Origin of the sequence: Pseudomonas sp. Marseille-Q5115 (genome assembly GCF_916618905.1) — a bacterium.
GTDB lineage: Bacteria > Pseudomonadota > Gammaproteobacteria > Pseudomonadales > Pseudomonadaceae > Aquipseudomonas > Aquipseudomonas japonica_A.
Genome location: NZ_CAKAKI010000001.1, coordinates 1,012,616 through 1,037,464 on the forward strand (window position 1 = coordinate 1,012,616; position 24,849 = coordinate 1,037,464).

General features: G+C 61.9%; 18 protein-coding genes and 2 pseudogenes. 12 read left to right on the forward strand and 8 right to left on the reverse strand.

All coding sequences use genetic code 11. The annotated features are described in order from the left end of the window. The first annotated feature begins 3 nt into the window (after nucleotides 1–3). The 3 genes and pseudogenes from LG385_RS04845 to LG385_RS04855 all read left to right on the forward strand — a co-directional run bounded on the left by LG385_RS04845 (nucleotide 4) and on the right by LG385_RS04855 (nucleotide 2,197). Complete coding sequence (locus LG385_RS04845) at nucleotides 4–456, forward strand: cytochrome c-type biogenesis protein CcmH (protein WP_413247303.1); 453 nt, start codon at nucleotides 4–6, stop codon at nucleotides 454–456. Beyond that, complete coding sequence (ccmI, locus tag LG385_RS04850) at nucleotides 449–1,642, forward strand: c-type cytochrome biogenesis protein CcmI (RefSeq protein WP_225772829.1); 1,194 nt, start codon at nucleotides 449–451, stop codon at nucleotides 1,640–1,642. Before LG385_RS04845 ends, ccmI begins: the two co-directional genes overlap by 8 nt. Before the next feature lie 157 nt (nucleotides 1,643–1,799). Then, nucleotides 1,800–2,197: pseudogene (locus tag LG385_RS04855) on the forward strand (hypothetical protein). Here LG385_RS04855 and LG385_RS04860 read toward each other — a convergent pair. The 4 genes from LG385_RS04860 to LG385_RS04875 all read right to left on the reverse strand — a co-directional run bounded on the left by LG385_RS04860 (nucleotide 2,092) and on the right by LG385_RS04875 (nucleotide 7,096). After that, entirely contained in the window at nucleotides 2,092–4,236 is a 2,145-nt protein-coding gene (locus LG385_RS04860; protein WP_225772831.1) for an acyltransferase family protein, read from the reverse strand. The pseudogene LG385_RS04855 and the gene LG385_RS04860 sit on opposite strands and share 106 nt — an antisense overlap. A gap of 166 nt (nucleotides 4,237–4,402) precedes the next feature. After that, nucleotides 4,403–5,398, reverse strand: a complete 996-nt coding sequence (locus LG385_RS04865; RefSeq protein WP_225772833.1) for a sulfate ABC transporter substrate-binding protein — start codon at nucleotides 5,396–5,398, stop codon at nucleotides 4,403–4,405. Between the two features lie 159 nt (nucleotides 5,399–5,557). After that, on the reverse strand, nucleotides 5,558–6,571 hold the full coding sequence (locus LG385_RS04870) for a zinc-dependent alcohol dehydrogenase family protein (protein WP_225772835.1): 1,014 nt from the start codon (nucleotides 6,569–6,571) through the stop codon (nucleotides 5,558–5,560). Nucleotides 6,572–6,589: 18 nt separating this feature from the next. Further along, nucleotides 6,590–7,096, reverse strand: coding sequence for a hypothetical protein (locus LG385_RS04875; protein ID WP_225772837.1), 507 nt, complete (start codon nucleotides 7,094–7,096; stop codon nucleotides 6,590–6,592). A 199-nt stretch (nucleotides 7,097–7,295) separates the two neighbouring features. Here LG385_RS04875 and LG385_RS04880 point away from each other — a divergent pair, with 199 nt between their 5' ends. Beyond that, nucleotides 7,296–8,111 (forward strand): SRPBCC family protein, encoded by an 816-nt coding sequence (locus LG385_RS04880; protein ID WP_225772839.1) that lies wholly within the window; start codon nucleotides 7,296–7,298, stop codon nucleotides 8,109–8,111. Beyond that, nucleotides 8,111–9,280 carry a zinc-dependent alcohol dehydrogenase gene (locus tag LG385_RS04885; protein ID WP_225772841.1) on the forward strand — a complete coding sequence of 390 codons (1,170 nt, stop codon included), beginning with the start codon at nucleotides 8,111–8,113 and terminating at the stop codon, nucleotides 9,278–9,280. The genes LG385_RS04880 and LG385_RS04885 overlap by 1 nt, the downstream gene beginning before the upstream one ends. A 73-nt stretch (nucleotides 9,281–9,353) precedes the next feature. Here the strand turns inward: LG385_RS04885 and LG385_RS04890 are convergent, their stop codons facing one another. Continuing rightward, complete coding sequence (locus tag LG385_RS04890; RefSeq protein ID WP_225772843.1) at nucleotides 9,354–9,956, reverse strand: TetR/AcrR family transcriptional regulator; 603 nt, start codon at nucleotides 9,954–9,956, stop codon at nucleotides 9,354–9,356. A 91-nt stretch (nucleotides 9,957–10,047) separates the two neighbouring features. Beyond that, a complete protein-coding gene (locus tag LG385_RS04895) occupies nucleotides 10,048–10,872 on the reverse strand; it encodes an NAD-dependent epimerase/dehydratase family protein (protein WP_225772846.1) in 825 nt (274 codons plus the stop codon). Between the two features lie 179 nt (nucleotides 10,873–11,051). Between LG385_RS04895 and LG385_RS04900 the strand changes: the two genes are divergently transcribed. The 4 genes from LG385_RS04900 to LG385_RS04915 all read left to right on the forward strand — a co-directional run bounded on the left by LG385_RS04900 (nucleotide 11,052) and on the right by LG385_RS04915 (nucleotide 15,967). Further along, nucleotides 11,052–12,254, forward strand: coding sequence for a PLP-dependent aminotransferase family protein (locus tag LG385_RS04900; protein ID WP_225772848.1), 1,203 nt, complete (start codon nucleotides 11,052–11,054; stop codon nucleotides 12,252–12,254). 81 nt (nucleotides 12,255–12,335) lie between these two features. Further along, on the forward strand, nucleotides 12,336–13,013 hold the full coding sequence (locus LG385_RS04905) for a response regulator (protein WP_181112883.1): 678 nt from the start codon (nucleotides 12,336–12,338) through the stop codon (nucleotides 13,011–13,013). Beyond that, complete coding sequence (locus LG385_RS04910) at nucleotides 13,010–14,359, forward strand: ATP-binding protein (RefSeq protein ID WP_225772850.1); 1,350 nt, start codon at nucleotides 13,010–13,012, stop codon at nucleotides 14,357–14,359. The genes LG385_RS04905 and LG385_RS04910 overlap by 4 nt, the downstream gene beginning before the upstream one ends. A gap of 285 nt (nucleotides 14,360–14,644) precedes the next feature. After that, complete coding sequence (locus tag LG385_RS04915; protein ID WP_225772852.1) at nucleotides 14,645–15,967, forward strand: dicarboxylate/amino acid:cation symporter; 1,323 nt, start codon at nucleotides 14,645–14,647, stop codon at nucleotides 15,965–15,967. 137 nt (nucleotides 15,968–16,104) lie between these two features. Here LG385_RS04915 and LG385_RS04920 read toward each other — a convergent pair whose 3' ends face one another. Further along, nucleotides 16,105–16,599, reverse strand: coding sequence for a SprT family zinc-dependent metalloprotease (locus LG385_RS04920; protein WP_225772854.1), 495 nt, complete (start codon nucleotides 16,597–16,599; stop codon nucleotides 16,105–16,107). Nucleotides 16,600–16,780: 181 nt separating this feature from the next. Between LG385_RS04920 and ttcA the strand changes: the two genes are divergently transcribed. The 3 genes and pseudogenes from ttcA (at nucleotide 16,781) to LG385_RS04935 (ending at nucleotide 19,929) form a co-directional block, all read left to right on the forward strand. After that, complete coding sequence (gene ttcA / locus LG385_RS04925; protein WP_181112874.1) at nucleotides 16,781–17,605, forward strand: tRNA 2-thiocytidine(32) synthetase TtcA; 825 nt, start codon at nucleotides 16,781–16,783, stop codon at nucleotides 17,603–17,605. A gap of 876 nt (nucleotides 17,606–18,481) precedes the next feature. After that, complete coding sequence (locus tag LG385_RS04930; RefSeq protein WP_225772855.1) at nucleotides 18,482–19,444, forward strand: DNA-binding protein; 963 nt, start codon at nucleotides 18,482–18,484, stop codon at nucleotides 19,442–19,444. A gap of 150 nt (nucleotides 19,445–19,594) precedes the next feature. Beyond that, nucleotides 19,595–19,929: pseudogene (locus LG385_RS04935) on the forward strand (hypothetical protein). A 182-nt stretch (nucleotides 19,930–20,111) separates the two neighbouring features. Here LG385_RS04935 and LG385_RS04940 read toward each other — a convergent pair. Continuing rightward, a complete protein-coding gene (locus tag LG385_RS04940; protein WP_225772857.1) occupies nucleotides 20,112–24,494 on the reverse strand; it encodes a GreA/GreB family elongation factor in 4,383 nt (1,460 codons plus the stop codon). Nucleotides 24,495–24,849: the final 355 nt, after the last annotated feature.

Genomic DNA, 24,849 nt, shown 5'->3' on the forward strand with positions numbered 1-24,849 from the left:
GGCATGTTGCTGTTAGTGGCATTGGCCTTCGCCGGCATCGCCCACGGGGCTATCGACACCTACGGCTTCGACAACGACGCCCAGCGCGAGCGCTTCGCTGCGCTTACCCGCGAGCTGCGCTGCCCCAAATGCCAGAACCAGGACCTTGCCGATTCCAACGCACCCATCGCGGCGGACCTGCGGCGGGAAATCCACCGCTTGATGGTGGAAGGTAAGACGGACGAGCAGGTGACCGCGTACCTGGTCGATCGTTACGGCGAATTCGTGCGCTACAAGCCCGCCTTTGAGGCCCGTACCTGGCTACTGTGGCTGGGCCCCGGCCTCCTGCTACTGGCCGGGCTTGGCGTAGGTTGGGCGCTGCTGCGTCGTCGACACACTGGAGAGTTGTCCGCCACCCTGGACGAGGCCGACCAGGCGCGCCTCGCCACCTTGCTCAAGAGCACCGACGATGATTGATTTTTGGGCGGCGGCCATTGCCCTGCTGCTGATTGCCTGTGCATTGCTGGCCTGGCCCTTGTTGTCTGCCCGGGGGCACACGGCAAGGCCGAGGCGCGCCGTCAACGTGGCGGTGTACGAAGAACGCCTGGCATTGCTGGAAGAGGAATACAAGGCGGGGCGGCTGGAGACGCCGGGATGGGAAGCGGCCAAGGCCGAAGCGGGCAAGGCGCTGCTTGCGGATGTGGATGCCGAGGCGGGCAACGACACTGCGGCACCTTCGGCGGCCGTAAAAGGGCGGCGCGTCACCTTGGTGGTCATGCTGTTGGTGCCGGTCGCGGCGCTGGTGCTGTACCTGAACGTGGGCGGCCTGGACCGGCTCAGCCTTAGCCGCGAAATGGCCACGCCGGCCAGTTCACCCGCAGAGATGCTATCGCGCCTGGAGCGTACCGTCGAAGCCCAGCCCGACGCCCCCGATGCGCTGTACCTGCTAGCCCGTACCTACCTGTCGCAGAACCGCGCCGGCGAGGCGGTGCCGCTGCTCAAGCGTGCCGCGCAGTTGGCGGGAAGGCCACCGGAGTTGTTGGGCCAGTGGGCGCAAGCGATGTATTTCGCGGCGGGCCGGCAGTGGTCGGGAGAGATTCAGGCCTTGGTGGATGAGGCGCTGCGCGGCAACCCCAATGAAAGCACCAGCCTGGGCTTGCTGGGGATTGCAGCGTTCGAGGGCAGGCATTGGGCGGCGGCGGTCAGCTACTGGCAGCGCTTGCAGGCAGGCCTGGCGCCGAACGACCCCGCCAGGGCCGCGCTGCAAACCGGTATAGACCGCGCGCGCCAGGCGCTGCGAGAGGAGGGCGGTAGCGAGGTGTCCGGGCGGGCCCTGCGAGTGCAAGTGCGCCTGGCGCCCGCGCTGGCAGCACAGGTAAGCCCGGACGACGCTGTGTTTGTGTTCGCGCGCGCGGTCAGCGGGCCACCGATTCCGCTGGCGGTAAAGCGGCTGCGGGTAGCAGACCTTCCCGCGAACATCACCCTCAGCGACGCCGATGCCATGCAGCCGGCACTGAAACTCTCGGCCTTCGGCGAGGTCAACGTGATGGCACGCATCAGCCGCTCTGGCCAGCCCACTCGAGGCGAGTGGACCGGTACCGGCATAACCGCTGGCGGCGGCTCGGCCGATTATGTACTCACCATCGATAGCCCGGAACACTAGGCTTTGTATGAACTGTATTGGCACTCGGTGATGCTGTGTTGAAACCTGGCTCGGAATGCTCATTTACAACCAGTAAACTCCGCTTCCTCGCCAGTTTTCGCCTTGCCTCACCTTCGTTCCAAACCATTTCATACAGAGCCTAAGCATGCGCCACTTCATCACCGCCACTTCCCGCCTTACGCTGTTAACACTGGCGCTCGGCCTGGGGGCATGTACCGTTCAACGGCCCAGCAGCGAGCCGCAGCCGCAGCCGTTGCCGCCGATTCAGAGCGTGCCGGCCACCAAGCCTCCGGCCAGCAAGCCCACCCCGGCCACGCCGGCGGCCCGCCCGGCGCCGCGTACCTCGGCCAGCTTTGCGCCACCGCCCAGCGGCCCCAGCCATTGGGACCAAGCCCTGGGCGTGTACGTGCTGGATAACCAGCCCGGGTGTACTACCGCCAGCGCACCTATTACCGCTGGAGCAACGGCTGGGGTTGGGCCACCAACCCCGACGGCCCTTGGGAGCCTACCGACGCCACCGGCGTGCCGCCCGGGCTTGGCCGCCAGCACCCCTGATCGCAGCCTGCCACGCCCTGGGTTGCCAGCAACCGCTGCATGTCCTCAGTGAACAGCGCGATGCCATGGCCGTTAAGGTGGTCGCTGTCCTTGTAGAACGAGCCAGCGTCCCCGATCAGGCAGCGCTCGCCATCGCACAGGCGACCGTCAAGGGTGACGAGGCGTATGCGCCCCTCGGCTTGATCACGTTCAAAGCGTGAACGGGTGTAGTGCTGCAGTTGTTGATGCTCGGCCACCGAGACGGAAATGGATCGTAGCGCCTGCTGTTTCTCGTCAGGGGTGACATCCGTTTTCTGGGCAAGGCGGTAATACACGTATTTTGGGCTGGCCAACTGCTGAGGCGCCTGGGCGATCACGTCTACCTGCGCCCCTAGCGCCCGGTAAGCGTCGATGGTTTTCTCGAACGTTTCGTCAAAAACCGCGCGAGAGTTCTCCCGGGTGCGCGCTGGCCGCTCGGGCATGACCAGGAAATACCGGGTCATCCGTTGCTGGCCATAGCCACCGTCAGTGTAGAGGGTCCAGCGGGCCACCAGCACCACGCGTTTGATCCCGTGATCGCGCACATACGCCAGCTGTCGCTGGGCCAGGTCGGCACAGGCGCCTGGCCCATAGTTGCCCACCGCCACGTCCACGCCCAGCAATGGCGGGCAGCCGCCTACGCCCAGGTGAGCGATGCTGAGGCCAAGCCGCCGGCCCGCTTCATCGAATGCCGGCAACATGGCCTCGGAATGGCTGTCGCCAAACACTGCCACATCTGCCGCGCCGGCCTTGATGGGCGCGCCGAAGAAGCACACCCCGATGCCCCAGCCATCACCGCGATAGTCCCGGTCGCAGGCGGCGCGTAGGGTCGGGTCCTCGAATGCCTTGGCAAAAGCCGGGTCTTGGGCGCCAGGGCGCACGAAGCCTTGAGTCAGGTACCCACTGGCCCCCACTGCAATGAATAGCACCGAGGCCATCGCGCCATAGCTGAACACCTGGCGGCGGCTGAAGCCTTGCCGCTGGCGGAAAGGCCGCTCCACATAACGCCAGCTCAGCCAAGCGATTACCAGCGACGCCGCCGCCACCAGCAATAGTTCGGTCAGCGGCGGCGGCACCAGGCTGCGGTGGCGGGCGAACGCCAGCAAGGGTTGGTGCCAGAGGTAGGCGCTGTAGCTGATGAGCCCGATGAACACCAGCGGGCGTGTGGCCAGAAGCCGGCCTACCCAAGTGCTTGCGCCAGCGAACAGGATCAACAGCGCCGCGCCAAGGGTAGGTACGAGGGCGTGCAACCCTGGAAACGGCGTACTGCGATCGAACGTGAAAAACGTCCAGGCCAGCAGCCCAAGCCCCACCGCGGCGAAGCCTTGATGAAGCAACCCATCGCCTTCGGCATGCCGGGGGCGTGCACTGGCATAAAACGCGACGAACGAGCCGACCAGCAACTCCCAAGCGCGGGCGGGCAGCAGGAAGAACGCCCCGTTGCTGGCCTGCTGCGCGCCGTATTCAGCCCATGCCAGGCTGGCTGCCGCCATGGCCACCAGGCTAAGCACACGGAACCGCAGGCCCAGCCGCCACGTGAGCATCAGCCACAGGGGGATGAGCACGTAATACTGCTCTTCAACGCCCAAGGTCCAGGTATGGATCAATGGCTTGAGGTCGGCTTCGCCATCGAAGTAGCCGCTTTCCATCCAGAACAATACGTTGGAGGAAAACAGCGGCACGGCGACCAGGCTTTTGGCGAAGGCTTTCAGGTCCAGCGGGTCCAGCCACAGCCACGCCATGGGCAGGCACGCCAGCATCATCACCGTGAGCGCCGGAAGAATGCGCCGCGCCCGCCGCTCGTAGAAGCGCGCCAGGGAAAATTCCCCTTGTGCCAGTTCGGCAAGGATGATCGAGGTGATCAGGTAACCCGAGATCACGAAGAAGACGTCGACGCCAACGAAGCCCCCGGAGAACAACGGCACACCGGCGTGATACAGCACCACTGGGAGTACGGCGAGCGCGCGCAAGCCGTCGACCTCTGGCCGATACGGCACAGCGGGTGAATGAGCGATAGTCATGTAGGTGTCCCCCCGGATGGGGCGAAGAAGGATAGGTAAAAGGGCCAGGCAGACAGAAACGCTACCGCGGGGCCTTCCAGAGAAAGGCCCTGCGGCGGGGTATGCGTATGGGATGGGTTACAAAGTACCCGGCGCCCTGCGGAAGATCAAGCCGGGCGCGCAGGCTTTATTGCTGATAGATCTGGTCGAACACGCCGCCATCGGCGAAGTGGGTTTTCTGCACGGTGCGCCAGTCGCCAAAGGTTTTCTCGACCGACATGAAATCCACCTTCGGGAAGCGGTCGGCGTATTTGGCCAACACTGCCGGGTCCCGTGGGCGCAGGTAGTTATTGGCGGCGATGTCCTGGCCCTCGGCGGACCAGAGGTATTTCAGATAATCCTCGGCCAGGGCGCGGCTGCCTTTCTTTTCCACCACCTTGTCGACCACGGCGACCGGAGGCTCGGCCTCGGCCGAAACGCTCGGGTACACCACTTCGAACTGATCGCGGCCAAACTCACGGGCGATCATTTCGGCTTCGTTTTCGAAGGTCACCAGCACGTCGCCGATCTGGTTGGTCATGAACGTAGTGGTAGCGGCGCGGCCACCAGTGTCGAGCACGGGCGCCTGTTTGAACAGCTTGCCAACGAAGGCCTTGGCCTTGGCATCGTCGCCGCCGTTCTTGAGCACATAGGCCCAGGCGGAGAGGTAGGTGTAGCGGCCGTTGCCCGAGGTTTTCGGGTTGGGCACGATTACCTGCACGCCGTCCTTGAGCAGGTCGGGCCAGTCTTTCAATTGTTTGGGGTTGCCCTTGCGCACGATGAACACCGTGGCGGAAGTAAACGGTGCGCTGTGGTCGGGCAGCAGCGTCACCCAGTTGTCCGGCACCAGTTTGCCGTTATCGGCCAAGGCGTTGATGTCAGTGGCCATGTTCATGGTAATGACATCCGCCGGCAGGCCATCGATCACCGAACGTGCCTGCTTGCTGGAGCCACCGAAGGACATCTGCACGGTCACCGCTTCATTGTGCTCGGCTTGCCAGTGCTTCTGGAAGGCAGCGTTGTAATCCTTGTAGAAGTCGCGCATCACGTCATAGGAGACGTTGAGCAAGGTCGGCGCCGCGCTGGCGGCAGTGGTGAACAGCGCCCCGGCGCAGAGCAGCGAGGCGGCAAGCAGTTTATTCACGAAGCGGTCCCTGTGGTGTCGTTATTAGCGGTGTGGGTTGGCCTGCCGGCGACTATAGCCAACAGGCCAAACGCCCGAAAGCACCAAATGTGCTGAGCTTATGCCTACGCCGTGCCGAGCTGGTCGCCGCCAAGGCGGGCTGCTACAGCGGCGGCTTCACTACCACTCTACAACCACCTTGCCGAAATGGTCGCCGCTTTCCTGGAAGCGGAACGCTTCTGCGAGCTGTTCCAGTGGGAAGCTACGGTCGATGACCGGGCGGATGCCGGTTTGTTCGAGTGCCGTTACGTATTCCTGCTGTTGCAGCCGGCTACCCACGATCAAGCCCTGCACCCGCGCCTGCCTGGCCATCAACAGCGCCGTGGGGACGTCGCCCTGTCGGCCGGTAAGCACGCCGATCAGCGAAATGTGCCCACCCACACGCACGGCGGCGATGGACTGCGCCAGGGTGCCCGGGCCGCCGAGCTCCACTACATGGTCCACGCCGCGGCCTTCGGTGTACTCCAGCACGGCCTTGCTCCACTCCGGTTGCTGTTTGTAATTGATGCCATGATCGGCGCCCAGCGCCTTGGCTCGCTTGAGCTTGTCATCTGAAGACGAGGTGACAATCACTCGCGCACCCATGGCCTTGGCGATCTGCAACGCCGCGATCGACACGCCGCCGGTGCCCAGGGTAAGCACCGTCTCGCCCGCCTTCAGCCCGCCGTCGCCTACCAGGGCACGCCAGGCGGTGAGGCCCGCCGTGGTGATGGTCGCGGCCTCGGCGTGGCTCCAGCCGCGCGGTGCCAGGGTAAAGGCGCTGACCGGGCGTACTACATATTCGGCCGCGAAGCCGTCGGCGCCGTCGCCCGGGGTTTCGCCAAAGCTGCCCACTGCGGTGAAGGCTGGCCCTGCCGGCCATTGTGGGAAGAACGTGGACACCACCCAATCCCCGGGCTTGAATTCGGTCACGCCAGGGCCTACCGCTTCCACTACACCCGCGCCATCGGCCATGGGTATGCGGTTATCCGCGGTGGGGATGCTGCCGTTGGCGACCAACAGGTCGTGGAAATTGAGCGAGGTGGCCCGCACGGCAACCCGCACCTGCCCAGGCCCGGGTTGGCCAGGGTCGGGCAAATCCACCAGGTGCAGTTGATCCAGCCCACCGGGGGCGCGAACGGTCACGGCTTTCATCTGTATTTCCTCCTCGAATCAGTTGGCAATGGACAACCATAGCTCGTGGATGGTTTGGCGATACGGCGTGTGGATTTGCGCGGGTACCGCCTCGAGATAGTCGCGCGCATGCTGGCGAACCTCGCCGGTGAGCGAAGCAAGGTAAGCGACGGCTTCATCCACCGTGGGGACGCGGCCTTCGATGCCGTTGACCCGCGGGGGCAGGCCGGTCCAGATCACACCTTGGGCGCCGCGCTCTCGGGCCCATCGGCTGATAAGCCCTGTGGGGTTACCCCCGATCGCCAGGCTGCCGATGCCATCGTCGCGCTCCGGTGGTATGCCCTCACGCGCCTTCAACGCGCTGCAGGCAGCTTCCAGCGTGGGGGAGGCAAGCCAGGCCCAAAGTACCGGTACTGGCTCAGCGTTGGCACACAGCGCCGTGGCCAGTTCGCCTGAATCCCCTACCCGGGAGAACTCGATGGGCAACCGGGGGCCGTCGGTGAACCATTCGCTGGCGACCGGCAGGTTGCCGGGTTTCCAGATCAAAGAGCCCCATCCAAGGCACGCAATCTTCACAGTCAGGCTCCCTCTATTGGCGCTTCATACGACCGCGCCAGCGAAGCGATTGCTCCGCCCGATAGCGCGAGAGGCCTGCGTCACAGTTCATCAGGAAATCACCGCGCCGATGGAACGCCTCGGCCTGTGGTCGATCCTTTTTGAAAGCCCCTGCAAAGAAGGAAGCGCCATGGCGATTCGTCCGACCCTCGCGTCTGCCCGGTCCAGCCGTACCGATGAAAACCTCAGCCAGCCTGAGCGAGTCTTGTCTGTGGCCGGCGGCGGCGCCTTGCTGCTCAATGGCCTGCGCACCGGCGGGGTGACTGGCGCCCTGCAACTGGTGGCGGGTGGGTGGTCACTGTGGCGAGGCTACCAGGGCCGTTGTCAGCTCAAGGCGGCCTTGGCGCACACGCCATTGGAGCAGGAGTGGGAGGAGGAAACCGGCTGGGCCAGTACCAAGCTGGTAAGCCGCAGCATCACGGTGAACAAGCCCTTGGAAGAAGTGATCGCCTGGTGCCGGAACCCGGCCAATATCGGGCCGCTGATTCCTTGGGTCGATTCCATCGAGCAGATCGCGGATGACACCTACCGCTGGACCGTACACGGGCCAGGCGATCGTACCTTCAGTTGGACACTTATTCAGAGCGAGCCAGACCCAGGCCGGGCATTGCGCTGGAATACCCCGGGCGAGGGCGTATGGCAGCATGAGGCCGACGCCCGTTTCACCGAAGCACCGCAGGGGCAGGGCACGGAAATCAAGCTGGTGCTGGCTACCGAGCCACCCAAGGGGGCGCCTGGCTATGCCGTGGCGAGCTTGATCAGCCGCTTCACTCACAAGGCGCTGCTGTATTTGCTTCGCGCGCTCAAACAGCAAATGGAAACCGGCGAGATCGCGACCAGTCGTCCGCGCAACGGCGTACGCGATTTCCTGTTCATTCACCCTGATCATCGCGCCCAGGCCGACGAAGCCGTGGCGACCGAGACCCTCGAAGGAGGCATTCACTGATGCGCGCGCTAACCTGGCAAGGCCCAAACCGGTTGCAGGTGGAAACCGTCCCTGACCCGATCCTGCTTAACCCTAAGGACGCGATCATCAAAGTGACCCTGTCGTCGGTATGTGGTTCGGACCTGCACCTGCTCGGGGGGTACGTACCTACGATGCACGCCGGCGACATCCTCGGCCATGAATTCCTCGGCGAAGTCGTGGAAGTGGGCGCGCGCGTAAGCTCCGTGGCCAAAGGGGACCGGGTGATTACCGTGTCGATCATTGGCTGTGGCGAGTGCGAACATTGCCGTCGGCAGGATTTTTCCTGCTGCGACAACTCCAACCCCAACCCGTGCGTAACGGAAATGGCCTACGGGCAACCCTGCGGTGGGATCATCGGCTACAGCCACGCCTTCGGTGGTTACGCCGGTAGCCACGCGACGTACATCCGCGTGCCGTATGCCGACGTCAACCTGTTCAAGGTGCCGGACGGCGTGACCGACGAGCAGGCGGTGTTTGTGTCCGATGCCGCGCCAACCGGTTACTTCGCCGCCGACAACGCGGGTATCCAACCGGGCGACACAGTTGCGGTGTGGGGCTGTGGCGCGGTGGGGCAGATGGCGATCGCCAGCGCGTACCTGCTGGGTGCCGAACGGGTGATTGCGATCGACCGCCTGACCGATCGCCTTACCCTGGCGGAAAACAAGGTAGGTGCCATCCCGCTGGACTACGAAACCACCAATATCCACCAGGCCCTGCTTGAGCTCACCGGTGGCCGAGGTCCGGACCGTTGCATCGACTGCGTGGGCATGGAGGCGCACGGCACCGAAGTGGACTATGTGTACGACAAGACCAAGCAGTTGATGCGGCTGCATACCGAGCGCGGCTCAGTATTGCGCCAGGCCATCCGCGCCTGTCGCAAGGGCGGGACGGTGTCGGTGGTAGGGGTGTATGGCGGCCTGCTGGATAAATTTCCCATGGGCGCCGTGCTGAACAAGGCCCTCACCCTGCGCGCTGGCCAGCAACCTGGCCAACGCTACGCCAATCGGCTGTTCGAGCATATCCAGAATGGTCAGCTCGATCCGTCGTGGATGCTTACCCACCCCATGGACCTGGAAGACAGCGCCGAGGGCTACGCGCTGTTCAAGGAAAAAGGCGACGAGTGCCTGAGGGCTGTGTTCAGGCCGTAAGTGGCGGCCCCGGCGCTTCCCACGGATTATCGTGGGAGCAAGCGCAGCCGCAGGCGGAGCTGGCGAATAAGGGCTACAGCCCGCATCCCTTCAGCACCAGGGTAGTGATGGTCTGGGTAGCGGCCTCGTAGTCCTCCACGCTCAACTGCGCCTTGCCCGTCACGGTCGCGATCTGCCAGTCGAAGTCGGCGTAGGTCTGGGTGGCTGCCCAGATGCTGAACATCAGGTGATGGGGGTCCACCGGGGCCATCAGGCCGCGGTCCACCCATTGCTGGAGGCAGCCAATGTTGTGCCGCGCCTGGGCGTTGAGGGCTTCTACCAGATCCGGTGGCAAGTGCGGCGCGCCGTGCATGATTTCGCTGGCGAACACCTTTGAAGCATGGGGAAGGTCGCGGGAAATGCGCACCTTGGCACGGATGTAAGCCGTCAGTACCTCGCGCGGGTTACCCTCAGGATTGAACGGCGCCGATGCCTGCAGCAATGGCTGCACGATGCTGTGCAGCACCTCGCGGTACAAGCCTTCCTTAGACTTGAAGTAGTAGTACACATTGGGCTTGGGCACCCCGGCGCGCGCGGCAATGTCGCTGGCCTTGGCGGCGGCGAAGCCCTTGTCGGCGAATTCCTGGCTGGCGGCGCGAAGGATCAGTTCGCGGTTACGTTCGCGGATACGGGTCATGGCAGGCGCAAAAGCCGCAAGCTTCGACGCAAATGCTTCTACACGCAAGCGTCGCGCGGCTGAAACCGCGCGTGCTCATGCGCAAGGCACCTCAGGCGTCCTCGAATGGCCCCTGTGCGGCGAACGCACCACCGTGATACAGCGCGGCCGGGTCGTCCGCTGCAACCGGCGGCTGGGCGTCGACCTTGGCCTGGAAGCGCGCCGAGCTGTCCTTGGGCTCGTAGCCCAGGTGCGCCGCGAGGCGGTTGTCCCACCACACTTGCGGGTTATCCGACATGCCGAACACCACGGTATGGCCCAGGTCTGGCGCTTCCAGGCCCTTCACGATCAATTGCGTAAGGTCGTCGTAGCTCAACCAGGTGCACATCATCCGACGGTTCTGTGGCTCCGGGAACGATGAGCCGATGCGGATGCTCAAGGTTTCGATGCCGTAGCGGTCGTAATAGAACGTTGCCAGGTCCTCGCCATAGGACTTGGACAGGCCGTAATAGCCGTCCGGGCGACGCGGCGCGAGGGCGTCGATGGTTTCGGTCTGCTTGTAAAAGCCCACCACATGGTTACTGCTGGCGAAGATCACACGCTGCACGTTGTGCCGACGCGCGGCTTCATAGATGTGGTAGGTGCCAGCGATATTAGGCCCGAGGATTTCCTCGAAAGGGCGCTCCACCGACACGCCACCAAAATGCAAAATGGCGTCCACGCCTTTTACCAGTTGGTCCACAGCTGCCTTGTCAGCGAGGTCGCAAATCACCACCTCTTCATTTTCGCCGGCTTCTTGCGGGGCGACGATATCCGACAGGCGCAGCATCGAGGCATAGGGCTTGAGCGTTTGCCGCAAAACCTTGCCCAGGCCGCCCGCGGCACCGGTAAGTAGAATCCGGCGGGGTGTGAAGGTGTCAGGGGTCGATGCAGTCATGGGTGCTCCCGTTATTGTCGTTATCGGTTGTCATATAACTTGGCCCAGTATCGCCATGCCGCCTGATTTGTCAAAGGGCACACGCGTTCATGCCTTCATGGCATGACGTAGTGCCCAATGCTCGTTTGTTCCGCCGCCTGCCAGCCTTGGATACTGCACCTTTAGACAAGGAGCCAGGCATGCAAGCAGACGCCCAGGGGTACCGTTTCAACCCGGCCTTCGAGGCGCCGGGCGGGTCGGCGATCCGCGAACTGTTCAAATACCTGTCGCGGCCGGGAATGATCTCGTTCGCCGGAGGGTACCCGGCGCCTGGCCTGTTCGATGCTCAAGGCCTGGCTCAGGCCAGCGCGCAGGCGATGGCAGAGCCGGTCACCAGCTTGCAATACGGCGCCACCGAAGGCACCCCGGCGTTACGTGAGCAACTGGCCGCGTTGATGGCGCGGCGCGGCGCGGCTGTGGCGGTGGACGACCTGATCGTTACTACCGGTTCCCAGCAAGGGCTGGACCTGCTCATCCGTGTGTTGCTCAGCCCGGGTGATGCTGTGCTGGTGGAGCGGCCTACGTATCCTGCCGCGCTGCAGGCGTTCAGGCTGGCCGGGTGCGCGATCTGCAGCATTGCCGGCGATGCCGAAGGGCTGGACCCCAATGCGTTGGCACAGCAGTTGGAGGCGGCGGCCCCGGGGCATTTCCGGCTGCTTTATTGCGTACCGGATTTCGCCAACCCTACCGGTGCCTGCCTGTCCCTTGCGCGGCGGCTGCAGGTTCTGGCGCTGGCGGCGCGGCATGACCTGCTGCTGGTGGAGGATGACCCTTACGGCGCGCTGCGCTTTACCGGTGAGCCTGTGCCGTCGCTGCTCGCGCTGTCCCGGCAGGTGCCGGGCGCGGAAGGGCGGGTGGTTCACCTCTCCAGCCTGTCCAAGATCGTTGCTCCTGGCCTGCGGGTGGGCTGGATGATTGCGCCCGCGCCGGTTCGTCAGCGTTGCGTGATCGCCAAGCAGACGATAGACCTGTGCACCTCGCCGATCAGCCAGCAAATGGCTGCCTGCTACCTCGCCAGCGGCGCCCTGGAGCGTCATCTGCCCCTGTTGCGCCAGCGCTATGGCGAAAAGTGCCAGCGGATGATGGCTGGCATCGCGGCGCTGGGCGGGCGCCTTGAGGTGGCGGCACCTGCCGGCGGGATGTTTGTGTGGGGGCGCCTGGCCGATGGCAGCGATGCCCAGGGGTTGTTTGAACGCGCCATCGAGCAGAGCGTGATGTTCGTTCCGGGCAGGGCGTTCTATTCGAGCGAACCGGACCCTGCCAGCGTGCGGCTATCTTTCGCCGCACCTGGGCTTGAGGACATTGACGAAGGCTTGCATCGGCTCGCCAGGGCGTTCAACTGACGCAGCCCGATAGCGAGGGCTATGGCTTGCGGGTTACTCTTGGCGCCCGTCGTTTGATCCGTAAGTACACGCGAGCCCGCCATGAAGCTGCTGCTGGTAGAAGATGAGGCGCTGCTGCGCCATCACTTGCACACACGCCTGGGCGAATGTGGCCATATCGTGGAAGCGGTGGCCGATGCCCAGGCGGCCTTGCAACAGGCCGCGCAAACCGCGTTCGATCTGGTGATCGTCGACCTGGGGTTGCCGGGCCTGTCGGGCTTGGAGCTGATTCGCCAGTGGCGAGGCCAGGGCCTGGCGTTTCCTATCCTGATCCTTACCGCGCGGGGTAGCTGGCAAGACAAGGTCGAAGGGCTGGCGGCCGGGGCGGACGACTATATGGTCAAGCCCTTTCAGTTCGAGGAGGTAGAAGCCCGCCTTGGCGCCTTGCTGCGTCGGGTCAGCGGTTTTATCCAGCCCACGATCGTAGCCGGCCCGCTGGAACTGGACCTCAATCGCAAGCAGGCGACACTGCAGGGCGAGGCGTTGGCCCTTACCGCGTTCGAATACCGCATCCTCGAATACCTGATGCGCCATCACCAGCAGGTGGTGGCCAAGCAACGGTTGATGGAACAGCTGTATCCGGATGATGGCGAGCACGACCCCAACGTGATCGAGGTACTGGTGGGGCGCATCCGTCGCAAGCTGGAAGCCGCCGATGGTTTTCGGCCTATCGACACCGTGCGTGGCCTGGGCTATCTGTTTACCGAGCGCTGCCGTTGATCCGCTCGCTGCGGCTGCGGCTGATGCTGGCCGGGGCCTTGCTGGCGGTGCTGTTCATGCTGGGGCTGCTGCCCGCGTTGCAAGGGGCCTTCAGCCTGGCGCTGCGCGAATCCGTGGAAGAGCGCCTGGCTACTGAAGTGACCACCCTCATATCCGCCGCACGCCTGGAGCAAGGGCAGTTGCGCATGCCCGCGCCGGTGCCGGATGAGCGCTTCGAAGTCCCTACCGAACGCTCGCTGGGGTACATCTTCGACCGGCAGGGCGCGTTGTTGTGGCGAAGCCCCGGCGCGCCGTCGCCGGAGTACAGCCCCAGTTACGACGGGAAGGGCAACCGGTTTTCCCGCTTCACCAGCGCCGATGGCCAGGCGTTCTGGGTATACGACGTAGAGGTACGGTTGTTGGGAGGTGAAAACGCAGCGTTCACCTTCGTGGCCATGCAGTCTGTAGAACCTTACCAACGCACATTGAGCGCCCTGCGTGATCGGCTGTACCTGGGCTTTGGCGCAGCGCTGCTCACCCTGTTGGTGCTGTTCTGGGGTGGCATGACCTGGAGCCTGCGCTCGCTGCGGCGGTTGAGCCACGAGCTGGACGAGATCGAGAGCGGGCAGCGGCAGGGGCTGAGCGAGCGCCATCCCAGTGAATTGTTGCGCCTTACCCGCTCGCTCAACCGTTTGCTGGCCAGCGAAGGGGAACAGCGCCAGCGCTACCGCGATTCGCTCGGCGACCTGGCCCACAGCCTCAAAACCCCGTTGAGTGTGCTCCAGGGCATCGGCGAAACCCTGGCCAGTGACTATCCACACAGTGAGGAAGGCAAGCAGGCAGCGATCCTGCGCGGCCAGGTGGCACGCATGAGCCAGCAGATCGACTACCAGTTGCAACGTGCCAATGTACGCCACGGCGGCCTGGTGCGGCGGCAGGTGGCCGTGCGCCCGGTGCTCGATAGCCTGGCGGCCAGCCTGCGCAAGGTGTACCCGGACAAACCGGTGCAGCTGCATGTCGCGCTCGACCCACCGGGTGTACTGCCGATCGAGGAGGGCGCCTTGATGGAGCTGTTGGGCAACCTGCTGGAGAACGCCTGGCGTTTGTGCCTGGAGGATGTGAGCGTGAGCCTGAGCGTGATCGGCCGGCGCCTGGAGCTGCTGCTCGAGGACGACGGGCCGGGTATTCCGCTGGAGCAGCGCAGCCGTATCCTTCAGCGGGGGGAACGGCTGGACCGGCAACATCCGGGGCAGGGGATCGGGCTGGCGGTTGCCCATGACATCATTCGCAGTTACCACGGCACCCTTACCCTCGAAGACTCGCCGTTGGGCGGCGCACGCTTCAGGATCAGTTTTCCCAAGGAATGATGGCGGATATCCGCCAGCGGCGTGCTTCCCTGCATGACAGTTGGCGAGAATCCGCCAGCTTGCCGTGTGGCCGTGGCTTCCTATACTGCTTGCAGATGCCGAATCGGCTGAGATCCACGGCATTGCGCCGGGTTGGCATGAGCCTTGCGATTATGTCCTCAGGCCGCCCGCGTGGGTGCATGCGCAGGCTGCAGGCCAAGAACAAATCCCTCCAGTCAGGAGGGTTCTCGCTTCATGTGTTGGGGTGTCGGGAAGACACTTGCCGGCACGCTTGAGGAAACTGCTATGACGACCCGTCAGCCGCTCTACAAGTCCCTGTATTTCCAGGTGATCCTCGCGATCATCATCGGCGTTCTGCTTGGCCACTTCTATCCTCAGACCGGCACGATGCTCAAGCCGCTGGGTGATGGCTTTATCAAACTGATCAAGATGGTCATCGCGCCCATCATCTTCTGTACGGTGGTGAGCGGTATCGCCGGCATGCAGAACATGAAGGCCGTGGGCAAGACGGGCGGCTACGCGCTGCTGTACTTCGAGATCGTATCCACCATTTCCCTCATCATCGGCTTGATCGTGGTCAACGTGGTGCAGCCCGGCGCTGGTATGCACATCGACCCCGCTACCCTGGACGCCTCCAAGGTCGCTACTTATGTGACCCAAGGTGAAGGCCAGAGCGTTGTGGGCTTCCTGCTGAACGTGATCCCCAACACCATCGTCGGCGCGTTCGCCAACGGCGATATCCTTCAGGTGCTGATGTTCTCGGTGATCTTCGGCTTCGCCCTGCACCGCCTGGGGTCGTACGGCAAGCTGCTGGTAGACCTGATCGATCGCTTCGCCCATGTGATGTTCAACATCATCAACATGATCATGAAGCTCGCCCCGCTGGGTGCGCTGGGCGCCATGGCGTTCACCATCGGCAACTACGGCGTGGGTTCGCTGGTGCAGCTGGGCCAGCTGATGCTGTGCTTCTACATCACCTGCGTACTGTTCGTGGTGGTGGTACTGGGCGCAATCGCCCGGGCTCACGGCTTCAGCGTGTTGAAGCTGGTACGTTACATCCGTGAAGAACTGCTGATCGTACTGGGCACCTCCTCGTCGGAATCCGCCCTGCCGCGCATGCTGGTGAAAATGGAGCGCCTGGGCGCACAGAAGTCCGTCGTTGGCCTGGTAATCCCGACCGGTTACTCGTTCAACCTGGACGGTACTTCCATCTACCTCACCATGGCGGCCGTGTTCATCGCTCAGGCGACCGACACCCATATGGACATCACCCACCAGATCACCCTGCTGGCCGTATTGCTGCTGTCCTCCAAGGGCGCGGCGGGCGTAACCGGTAGCGGCTTCATCGTGCTGGCGGCCACGCTGTCCGCTGTCGGTCACCTGCCGGTGGCCGGCCTGGCGCTGATCCTGGGCATCGACCGCTTCATGTCCGAAGCCCGCGCCCTCACCAACCTGGTGGGCAACGCCGTGGCAACCGTGGTGGTTGCCAAGTGGGTTGGCGAGCTGGACGAAACCAAGCTGCAAAGCGAACTGGCCTCCGGCGGTACCCCGCTGGAGCTCACCCAGCCCACGGACGACCTGCAAGTGGCCGAAGGTACGCGCTTGTAAAGGTGGTTGCTGCAGTGAACGAAGCCCGGGCTAATAGCCCGGGCTTTTCATTGCGCTCTTATTCGGGAGCTACGCCTTCGGCTTCGCTTGCTCCCGCAGGGGTAGGGGTAGTTTGTGGAATGCCCGTCCAGGCCCCTTCACTCCACCCGCATTTCGCCACTGAACACCAGCGTTTGCCGGCAACGGCGGCACAGGTAGCGCCGCCCCTGGCGCACCAGGCCATGGCGCTGGGCGGTGAAGGGGAACACGCCGTCGGCGCAGGGGCAGCGGTAGATGTAGCGCTTCACCTGGCGGCGTTTCACTTCGTAGTTGTGGCAGCGCAGCGGCGGCAGTTCGTACACGCCGCGCATGATCAGCTGCCACTCTTGGCCATGGGGCTGGATGCGATCACCAAACATCTGGTGCGCCACCAGGTGAGCCACCTCATGGGGGACCGTCTGGCGAAGAAAATCTTCGGTATTTTTCTGGTACAGCTCGTTGTTGAACCGCAGCTTGTTTTCGTACAGGTGCGCCACGCCGGCCTTCTGGCCTCGCAGCTTGAGGCTGACCACAGGCCGCTTGAACGGGCGCTTGAAGAAGGCCTCGGCCTGTTCGTAGCAAGCTTCGACGCGGTGAAGGAGGGGGTCGGACATAGGTATTGGCTCCACGAAGCGCAATTATGCCCTGCGGCCGGTTGCGTTGCCGAGCCGCTCGTCACCGATCCTGTTCATTCACCGGGCCAGTGGCGGCCCATGGCCTACGCTCCACGGCCGTTTGCAGGTAGAATGCGCGCCTTCGTATTCCGCTGTCGGCACGTATCAGGATTTCCTCATCATGGGCACCCTCTCGGTCAACCAGAACAAACTGCAGAAACGTCTTCGCCGCCTGGCGGGGGAAGCCGTGGCTGACTTCAACATGATCGAGGACGGCGACAAGGTGATGGTCTGCCTGTCCGGGGGCAAGGACAGCTACACCATGCTGGACGTGCTGCTGCACCTGCAGAAGGTCGCGCCCATCCGCTTCGAGCTGGTGGCGGTGAACATGGACCAGAAGCAGCCCGGTTTCCCCGAGCATGTGCTGCCCGCCTACCTGAAGGAACTGGGGGTGGACTACCACATCCTCGAGAAGGACACCTACTCGGTGGTGAAGGCGCTTATCCCGGAAGGGAAGACCACCTGCTCGCTGTGTTCGCGCCTGCGCCGCGGCACGCTTTACACCTTCGCGGATGAAATCGGCGCCACCAAGATGGCGCTCGGGCACCACCGGGACGACATCGTCGAAACCTTCTTCCTGAACATGTTCTTCAACGGCACCATCAAGGCGATGCCGCCCAAGCTGCTGGCCGATGACGGCCGCAACGTGGTGATCCGCCCGCTGGCCTACTGCGCCGAGAAGGACATCCAGGCCTATTCGGACATGAAGCAGTTCCCGATCATCCCGTGCAACCTGTGTGGCTCTCAGGAAAACCTGCAGCGCCAGGTGGTCAAGGACATGCTGGTGGAGTGGGAGCGCAAGCACCCGGGGCGCACCGAGAACATTTTCCGTGGCCTGCAGAACGTAGTGCCTTCGCAGTTGGCCGACCGCGACCTGTTCAACTTCACCGACCTGCGCATCGACGAAAGTGCAACGCCCCGCTTTGTCGATGTGATGAATCTCTGAACCCTCCTTGATTAGCCGTGTGCCCCTGCATTACTGAACATTGGCACGATGAGCCAAGTGTTCAGCGGAAATTGATATAGGGTATATGCTCGCCCAGGGATCGCTCGGAAGGGTTGCGTGGCAGTCAATGCTGCCACCCACCGCGGTTTTCATATCAAAGAACATCATTATCGATCTTCGAATCCGCGTTGCCCAAACCGGTCTGGATAATGCCGATTGTCGGGCTATACCGTGTTCTAATAAGGTATTGCGGGCACGCTGCCAGCACTGTTGGAATCAAAGTCTCCAAATGGGCCTGCTTAGAGTCGAAGCGGTCTGCTGCCTTTGGCTATCCCTCATGCGTTGATCTATCCACACTATCCGCTGATAGGTGCCCCCGAACCACCGCGCGTGACCCCACATCCGAGTTCACTGCTATTGAATGTAGAACTGCTGCGGCACGCTGGAAGGAAAGTAGGCCTTATTCTGGTGCGTGCTTATGGATACAGCGCGGGAATTTCTCTTTGAATTCACTATGAATAGCATGTTGTTATTCTTGTATCGCTCATTAGGCAGCATAGTTTTTCGGTCCGTGCGAAATTCTGTATAGGTAACTGGCTTGGCGTGCGAATCAGTCTTGGAACTGGAATATCCTCTGCGGGGCTTTAACACTATCCAAGGGGGTTAGGACTGGATATTAAATTCGTGATAATGGGAGGTAATCACGAATTTTTCTATCAGACGATATTTTTCATATCGTTTGCAGTAGATATATAATCGAACGAAAGCGCTCCGTTTTTTGTCGTTTTGGACCTTCTGGCGCCCAAAACAGGGGGCAGGCCCCGCAAAACCGGGCAGATTAAAAAGATCTTCAAATCGTCACCCTGGAGCACTTTCGTGAATACACCTTCTGCCGCCCGCAGCGGCCTGCCGAAAACCCGCGACCTCGTGCGGCATTACGCCGGGCAGCTGCTCGAGGCCGGCACCGAGGTGTCGGTGACCGCCATCCGCGCGCGGATCCTTGAGGAGCACGGGGTGAGCGCCTCGCCGAACGTGGTGGGGGACGAGGTGAAGCAGTTCTGGGCGCGCACCGGGCCGCTACTGAATGCACGGCTGAAGCGGCCAGGCATCCCCGAGGCGGTGGGCCAGGCGCTGGATGCGGTGTGGGAGGTGGCCTTGAATGAGGCGACTGCGGCCTATGCGATCGAGCGCTCGCACTACCAACAGGTGGCCGAGCAGGCGCAGCGGGAGGCCGCCGAAGCGCGCATGGAAGCGGAGCAGGCCGCGGGGCGCTTTGAGGACCAGGAACGGCAGATCGCGTTGCTCACCGAACAGGTCCAGCGGCTCAATGTGCAGCTGGACCGTGGGCAGGCGGAGCACGAGGCCCTGAAGCACGAGCTGGGCGAGCTGACGGCTCAGCATCAAGCAAAGGACCAGCGCCACCGCGACGAGCTGGATCGTGTCGACGCGGCCCATCAGGCGGAGCAGGAGCGGCTGGCGGCCACCCATGGCGCCGAGCTGGCCCGACTGCAGGCGGTGCACCAGGAGGAAAACGCCGCGTTGCGCGCGGAGGTCAGCCGCCAGGCCGATATCTTCGAGAGCACCTCCAACCACCTGATGAAGGAAACCAGCCGGGTGCGCGATGCCGCCAGGCTGGAGACCGAGCGACTGACTCGCGAACTGGCCCAGAGTCGCGACATGGTCGATCGGCTACGGGTGCAGCGATCGGAGGCCAGAGAAGAGAGTGCCGGGTACCGGGCGCAAGCCGAGAGCGTGGCCGAGCAGCTGCAGAAAGTCCATGAACGACTCGAGGCTCGGTATGAGGCGCTGTTGCAAGCGAAAGCGGAAGGGCAGGGGTGAGCTGAGGATTTGGTGTGATGCTGAATACCGGTTAAATAAGGAAGCAGCTCGCTGAAGCACCGTTCAACCGAACCTGAAGCAGTCTATGATCCGCCGCTGCATGTGCGCCGGCGCTACGCCAGGTTGAAGTTTTAACCCATTGAGACAGCCATGAACGACCTCACTGAAGAAGAAATGCGCCGCGCCCTGTTTGGCGCTGCGGAGGCGCCTGCGCCCACGCATGTACACATCCCGATCCCATGAAAGCTATCCCGGACGTGGTCATCGTGCCGCCGGCGGCCGTGGCCAGGAAACGGAAGGTGGAGAAGGCCTTTACGCCCAGGCTCAAGGTCACGCTTCGAGTAGGGAATGTCTTTGAAGGCGAAACCCAGGAGCTCGTGCATGAGGCGGATACGTTAAGCACGTTGCTGGCCGAGCAGGAAGCGGTAAAGGCGGCGCGGAAGAAATTTCGATATGTCCAGGTGGTGTCGGTTGAGCCGAAGTGAGGGGGGGCCAATCGGATACTGCCTCTAACGGCACTCACTCGCGTCGAGCGCGCCACAGCTGATAAGGTGCGATTTTTTCCGTTTCTCTGCCTTCCTCTTCATGGACGAGACCCCGCTCGTCTGATTGATCAGACCTTTGGCGCCCCTCCAGCGGCCGACCAAAGGCGCGACGTCAAGAAAGCTCAACTATCCCCCGTCTTAATTTGGCTTGTCAGCTCAATAGAATCATCAGCTGACCACTGTTCAAGCCTTACCTCAGCAGTTGCTTCGTTAGCCATGGTTACAGACTGACCCGTGACAGGCTCTAGTTTCAGAAGCGTTGTCAGGTAGCCCCGGTTGTCACCATGCCGGTACGTGGGAGCGAATCTGCCGCAGACGTCGTAAATCTCCAAGGTGACGAGATTGAGGGGGCGCTCTGCAGCGGTTTTAGCCGCCACCAATTGAGACTTGATGCACAAGAAATGAGAGGCGCCGAACTCCGGGAAGCGCTCATGTAGAACCTGCTGGCACCGCTCTACGAAATCCTCTGGACAGTCCGCGTGCCTGAATAGCGGTTCAACAAGGTGTTTGAGCAGCTCTAGCATGGCAACAAATGTACAGCGTCCGGTGCTGAACACCCTGCAAATAAACTCCATGATAGTCAGGGCTGCTGGGCCGAACAGCACCCCAGGGAGCTCGAGATATTGACGCAGGCTGTTGATGCCGGCGTTTGCGAAGACCATCCCCTGATCCATCATGGCCACGAGATTCGAAGAATTGACCGAAATGAAGTGACGCCGGGCGATAATCATCCGGACGAGCGCGCGGGAATACTCAACAGAACTCAACACCCCCTGGCCAACCATGGCGTTAAGCAACATTTGAGGCGAAGCAGACGTAATGTCAAGCGCATGAGCGAGCTGGCGCAGCCTGCCATCGAGTGACAACAGCCCCGCCTGATATTCGTGGCAAAGTGTCAGGCAAGCGTGCTCTTGGGGGGCGAGCACATCTCTCAGACGTTGCAGAACGGGGGTCGGATAAACTGGGCCGTACGCAGGCGCGACGGTGCAAAAATTCGAGATGGCAACGTCAATGCCTTCTAGGAGCGCTAATTCACGGACATGGGCCTCCTCGTTTTCTTCATGAAACCCCAGCTGTCCTTCCTGCGAAAACAAGGTGCCACTTTTACGAAATACAGCCATTTCTTCGATTTTGGCACGCAACGCCTGACGGGTGTAGGTACTGACATAAACCCGAAAGAGGTGGGCTAGGACATCGAGCAGGCCATGCGTGGCCAGCTCTGTCAGCAGGGTAATGTCTACCACCCAGGTCGAACCTGCTAGCTTTCCTGGAAAGACATCATGGGCAAAGCCCGCTTCTGAAGAGGTCTGCAGCCAAGGCCCATCAGGATTCCAGCCACGCACGACATCAATCAAGTCGCGCCCTAAGCGCTTGGCCACCGCACCTAGGGTGATAGGGTGTTCTCCGTAGATTGCCAGCAGCTCGGTGACTTCTGTTCGCCGATGTTCGAGCTGGTCGATAATGGCCGAGAAATCCATGTCACCGTTCGCATCCTCCGAAAGAGTCACGGACACAAGGCTTTTGCTAGGGACGAGGGAATTCCTTACCAAGCTGTGCGAAATCTCCAGCAGCCGCTGCTGAATTGAAGAAACCTGCTTGATCTTAAAATGCTGAGCTCCCAGCAGACTGTCGACGCTAGCGGTATCGCCTGCACGCAACCCGATCAAGCACTTGGCGAGCGTAGAATCTGCTGCAACAAATTCAGGTGAGCCAGGTGGATAGTTATACCCTTCCAGATCCACGGTGACCCGTCGAGGGCTGCCTTGCTGATCAACCAACTCAACCGACATCCCTGGCGCGATGACTGTCGGTGCATGCGCGATTTCGCGCAGATCCTTTGCCAGCACTTGAGAGAGCGTGAGCATCACTTGTACATGGATGGCTGCAGCTTCAACATCACCCTGGGCGCAACGCATTGCCTGAGTGATCCGATTTAGTCCTTTTTGAATCTGGCCGTAGCGCAGCTCAATGCTTGCCAGTTGTAGCAGCGTTTTGGCGGTGCCTTCGATCAGCACGGGCAGTTCCGCTACCAGAACCTTGAAGTCCAAAACGCCTTCACAGGCGGCCACCCGGAGGAACATCAGCCGAAAACGGGCATTTCGGGGAAACTCCGAGATATTGAGCTCCATGACCTCGCGCATGCGCGCCCAGTCCCCCGCACTGTTGTAGAGGAACAGCGCCTGTTCGCGAGCGTCGGCTGAGCTGCGCCAAGTAGCAGGCATGGATTGCAGGAGATCGCGTGCCTTGGCCTGCCGCCCAGTCAAGGCATAGCATTGAAGTAGGTCAACATGTACTGGCGTGAAGGCGTCTACGGGAAGCAATTTTTCAAGCAGAACAACCGCTTCATCATAGCGCTGAGCTCGAATCATCGCCTGTGCACCGAGGGACAGCTCTTGAGGCTCCATGGAGTCAGAAGCCACTTGGGCTATACGATCCACAAACCGATTGGCCAGAGCGGCATCGCTGTCATAGGCGCGACTGGCAAAATACAGGTCAATGATGCCGCTCCCTTGGGGCGTAACACCCTTGTCCTCCAATTCGCTGCGAACCGTAGCGCAGTCGCCAGCTTGTAATGCTAGATCCCAGTACAAATGCTGCAGCATGGTGGCGATTTGGGGGGCAACGTCCGAGGCCGTCCGCCCCGCAACTTCCTCACGAGCGAGCTGTAACAGGTCTGTCCGCGACTGCGCTATGCAAGCGTGGCCAAACCGTAGCAGCGCTTCGACCGGCAACTCAGCAAGCTGAGTCTGGAAACGTGTCGTTACTTCATCCCAACGGCCCAAATCGCACAGTGCTTCGATCTCGACCCGAACCATCGCGTCCGAAACGGCTACGCCTTTATGCTGGGCCTGATGAATCAAATGCAGAGCTTCACCAGCGCGCTGGAGCAGTACCATTGCGTAGGCTAGATGAACAACTACCTCACTCACTGTTTTTGGGATTTGCGCAGCCCAAAGAGTGCTATCGCGATCATCAAACCGCGCCATGGCGTTCTGTAACACTTCTACGTGTTCAGGCAACATCGACCGGCAATTGACCCGCACGGCATCTAGGGTGGCCAGTCGAATGGCGTAGCGAAGATACGTTTCGTCGATAAAGAACGAGCTATCTGGCTTGCTCAGTGCAATACGTATGACGCGAATGGCGCCCGCATCATCCTCACGCCCGGCGTAAGAGGACGCCACCAGCTGCCACGCCGCAGCCTTATCAATAAAGGCGTTGGGCACATCGGCCTCGTTTAGCTGTTCGCCGGCGATAATACGAGCGTTGGCCATCGCAGCCCAGACGATAAACGATTCTGGGAAACGAGCGGTCAACGTTTCTCCGATCGCCACCGCCTGGGCGGCCTGATTACGGAGCATGCAGGCACGTATTGCCGCAGCGGCAATGCGATCATCAGAATCACAAAGCCTAACAGCTTCGTCAAAATCGTCCGCCGCGTCTTCGTCCTCACCCAGGTGCCACTTCGACAGGCCGCGAAGCAGATACCATCTGGCCTTCTGGTGATTGTCGAATTCGCTCAAGTCGCTTTCGAGAAGCTCCAGCTGCGTAAGGCAGTCCTGGAACCGGTGAGCCCGCTGCCATTCCGTAATTCGATCAAGCTGTCGCGAGTAAAACGATACCGAAGCCGTTTCTTGCGCTGCAGGCAGCTCATCTGCAAGCAGCACTTTCTGCGGGTCTGCTCCATCCCCAAGGAATGGTCTGAGCACCTCCAAGAGCGGCTGTAGCTTGCGATGGGTTTCAGCGGTCAAAGGAAAGGCGCCAGGCTGGTCAACGAGCGAATCGGGGCCAAGGCCGTTACGCTTCGCGGCATGAACCGCCTGATACCCCTCCCAGAGCGCTCGCGCTTGGCTGAACTCAAGTGCAAGTGGCCCCAGATGCCGCTCCGCCGATTCCAAGGTGATCTCACCCGCCGTCCCGTTCAGCTCGGCACAGGCCATCTGGAGCGCGGCCCAGACATCCTTGCTATCGCACGACGGGACGAACTTGCTGATCAGTTGCTTCTGGTTGTCGACTTCTACGGTGCGGTCAGAGTCCAAGTCATGCGGAAGAAACTTGAGGTGCAGCGCAAATGGGTAGAGCTCGACCTTGTCCACCTCGGCACCTGTCTGTAACTCCACGGCGCGCCGGATCGAGGCGTAGGCTTTGCGGTTGCTGTCATTACTGAAGCCTTCAGCATGCACCCGCGCGTACCAGTCATCAGGGGTTCCGGAGTTCACCGCAAAACGTACCACCTCCTGGGCAGCCTGCATGGCGGTGTTGCTGGAAGCGTGGTAGACGATCAGGAGGTCATCAGCGTTGCGGCGGAATCCCGGCTTGCAAAAGTCTTCCCAGGCCAGCCCCACGGACTCATTGAATATGGTGTTATCCGTCGGCTTAAGCGATCGCTTCATCTGCAAACGCTGGGTGGCTACTTGACCAGTTTCCGGATGCCAGAGATCGATCACCAGGTCATCGGTGTCGTGATCAAAAAGGCGCCCTTGGAATAGTAGTCGGGTAATCACGTAGCCGTCTCGGGCCCCCGGACACTGCGAGCCTAGGCATAAGGCGAGCAGGCGAACGGCCTGCACCCGGCGCTCGAATGAACCTCCACGATCCCCAGTGGATACGGGGCTTGCTACCTGCTTCCTGTGGCCCTTGGCTGGCTTGTCTTGAGTTTTTCCCCGCTTTTCTTGGGCTGACGCTACTCGTGGAGGCTGTTTCCTTGGAGCCTTGGCCATGCTTGCTTCGCAATGGTGATTGGACGCCGCATTTTACCCGTGTGGGTCGAGGATTCGTAGTGTGACGAGACCTAGGAATGTGACCTCTTCCCCAGCATGCATAGCAGCCGTTATTAACATAACACCCGTTCACTGCCCT

Coding starts and splice junctions, on each gene's coding strand:
- LG385_RS04845 (WP_413247303.1), top strand. CDS start 4: ATGTTGCTGTTAGTGGCATTGGCCTTCGCCGGCATCGCCCACGGGGCT.
- ccmI (WP_225772829.1), top strand. CDS start 449: ATGATTGATTTTTGGGCGGCGGCCATTGCCCTGCTGCTGATTGCCTGT.
- LG385_RS04860 (WP_225772831.1), bottom strand. CDS start 4,236: ATGACTATCGCTCATTCACCCGCTGTGCCGTATCGGCCAGAGGTCGAC.
- LG385_RS04870 (WP_225772835.1), bottom strand. CDS start 6,571: ATGAAAGCCGTGACCGTTCGCGCCCCCGGTGGGCTGGATCAACTGCAC.
- LG385_RS04880 (WP_225772839.1), top strand. CDS start 7,296: ATGGCGATTCGTCCGACCCTCGCGTCTGCCCGGTCCAGCCGTACCGAT.
- LG385_RS04885 (WP_225772841.1), top strand. CDS start 8,111: ATGCGCGCGCTAACCTGGCAAGGCCCAAACCGGTTGCAGGTGGAAACC.
- LG385_RS04890 (WP_225772843.1), bottom strand. CDS start 9,956: ATGACCCGTATCCGCGAACGTAACCGCGAACTGATCCTTCGCGCCGCC.
- LG385_RS04895 (WP_225772846.1), bottom strand. CDS start 10,872: ATGACTGCATCGACCCCTGACACCTTCACACCCCGCCGGATTCTACTT.
- LG385_RS04900 (WP_225772848.1), top strand. CDS start 11,052: ATGCAAGCAGACGCCCAGGGGTACCGTTTCAACCCGGCCTTCGAGGCG.
- LG385_RS04905 (WP_181112883.1), top strand. CDS start 12,336: ATGAAGCTGCTGCTGGTAGAAGATGAGGCGCTGCTGCGCCATCACTTG.
- LG385_RS04915 (WP_225772852.1), top strand. CDS start 14,645: ATGACGACCCGTCAGCCGCTCTACAAGTCCCTGTATTTCCAGGTGATC.
- LG385_RS04920 (WP_225772854.1), bottom strand. CDS start 16,599: ATGTCCGACCCCCTCCTTCACCGCGTCGAAGCTTGCTACGAACAGGCC.
- ttcA (WP_181112874.1), top strand. CDS start 16,781: ATGGGCACCCTCTCGGTCAACCAGAACAAACTGCAGAAACGTCTTCGC.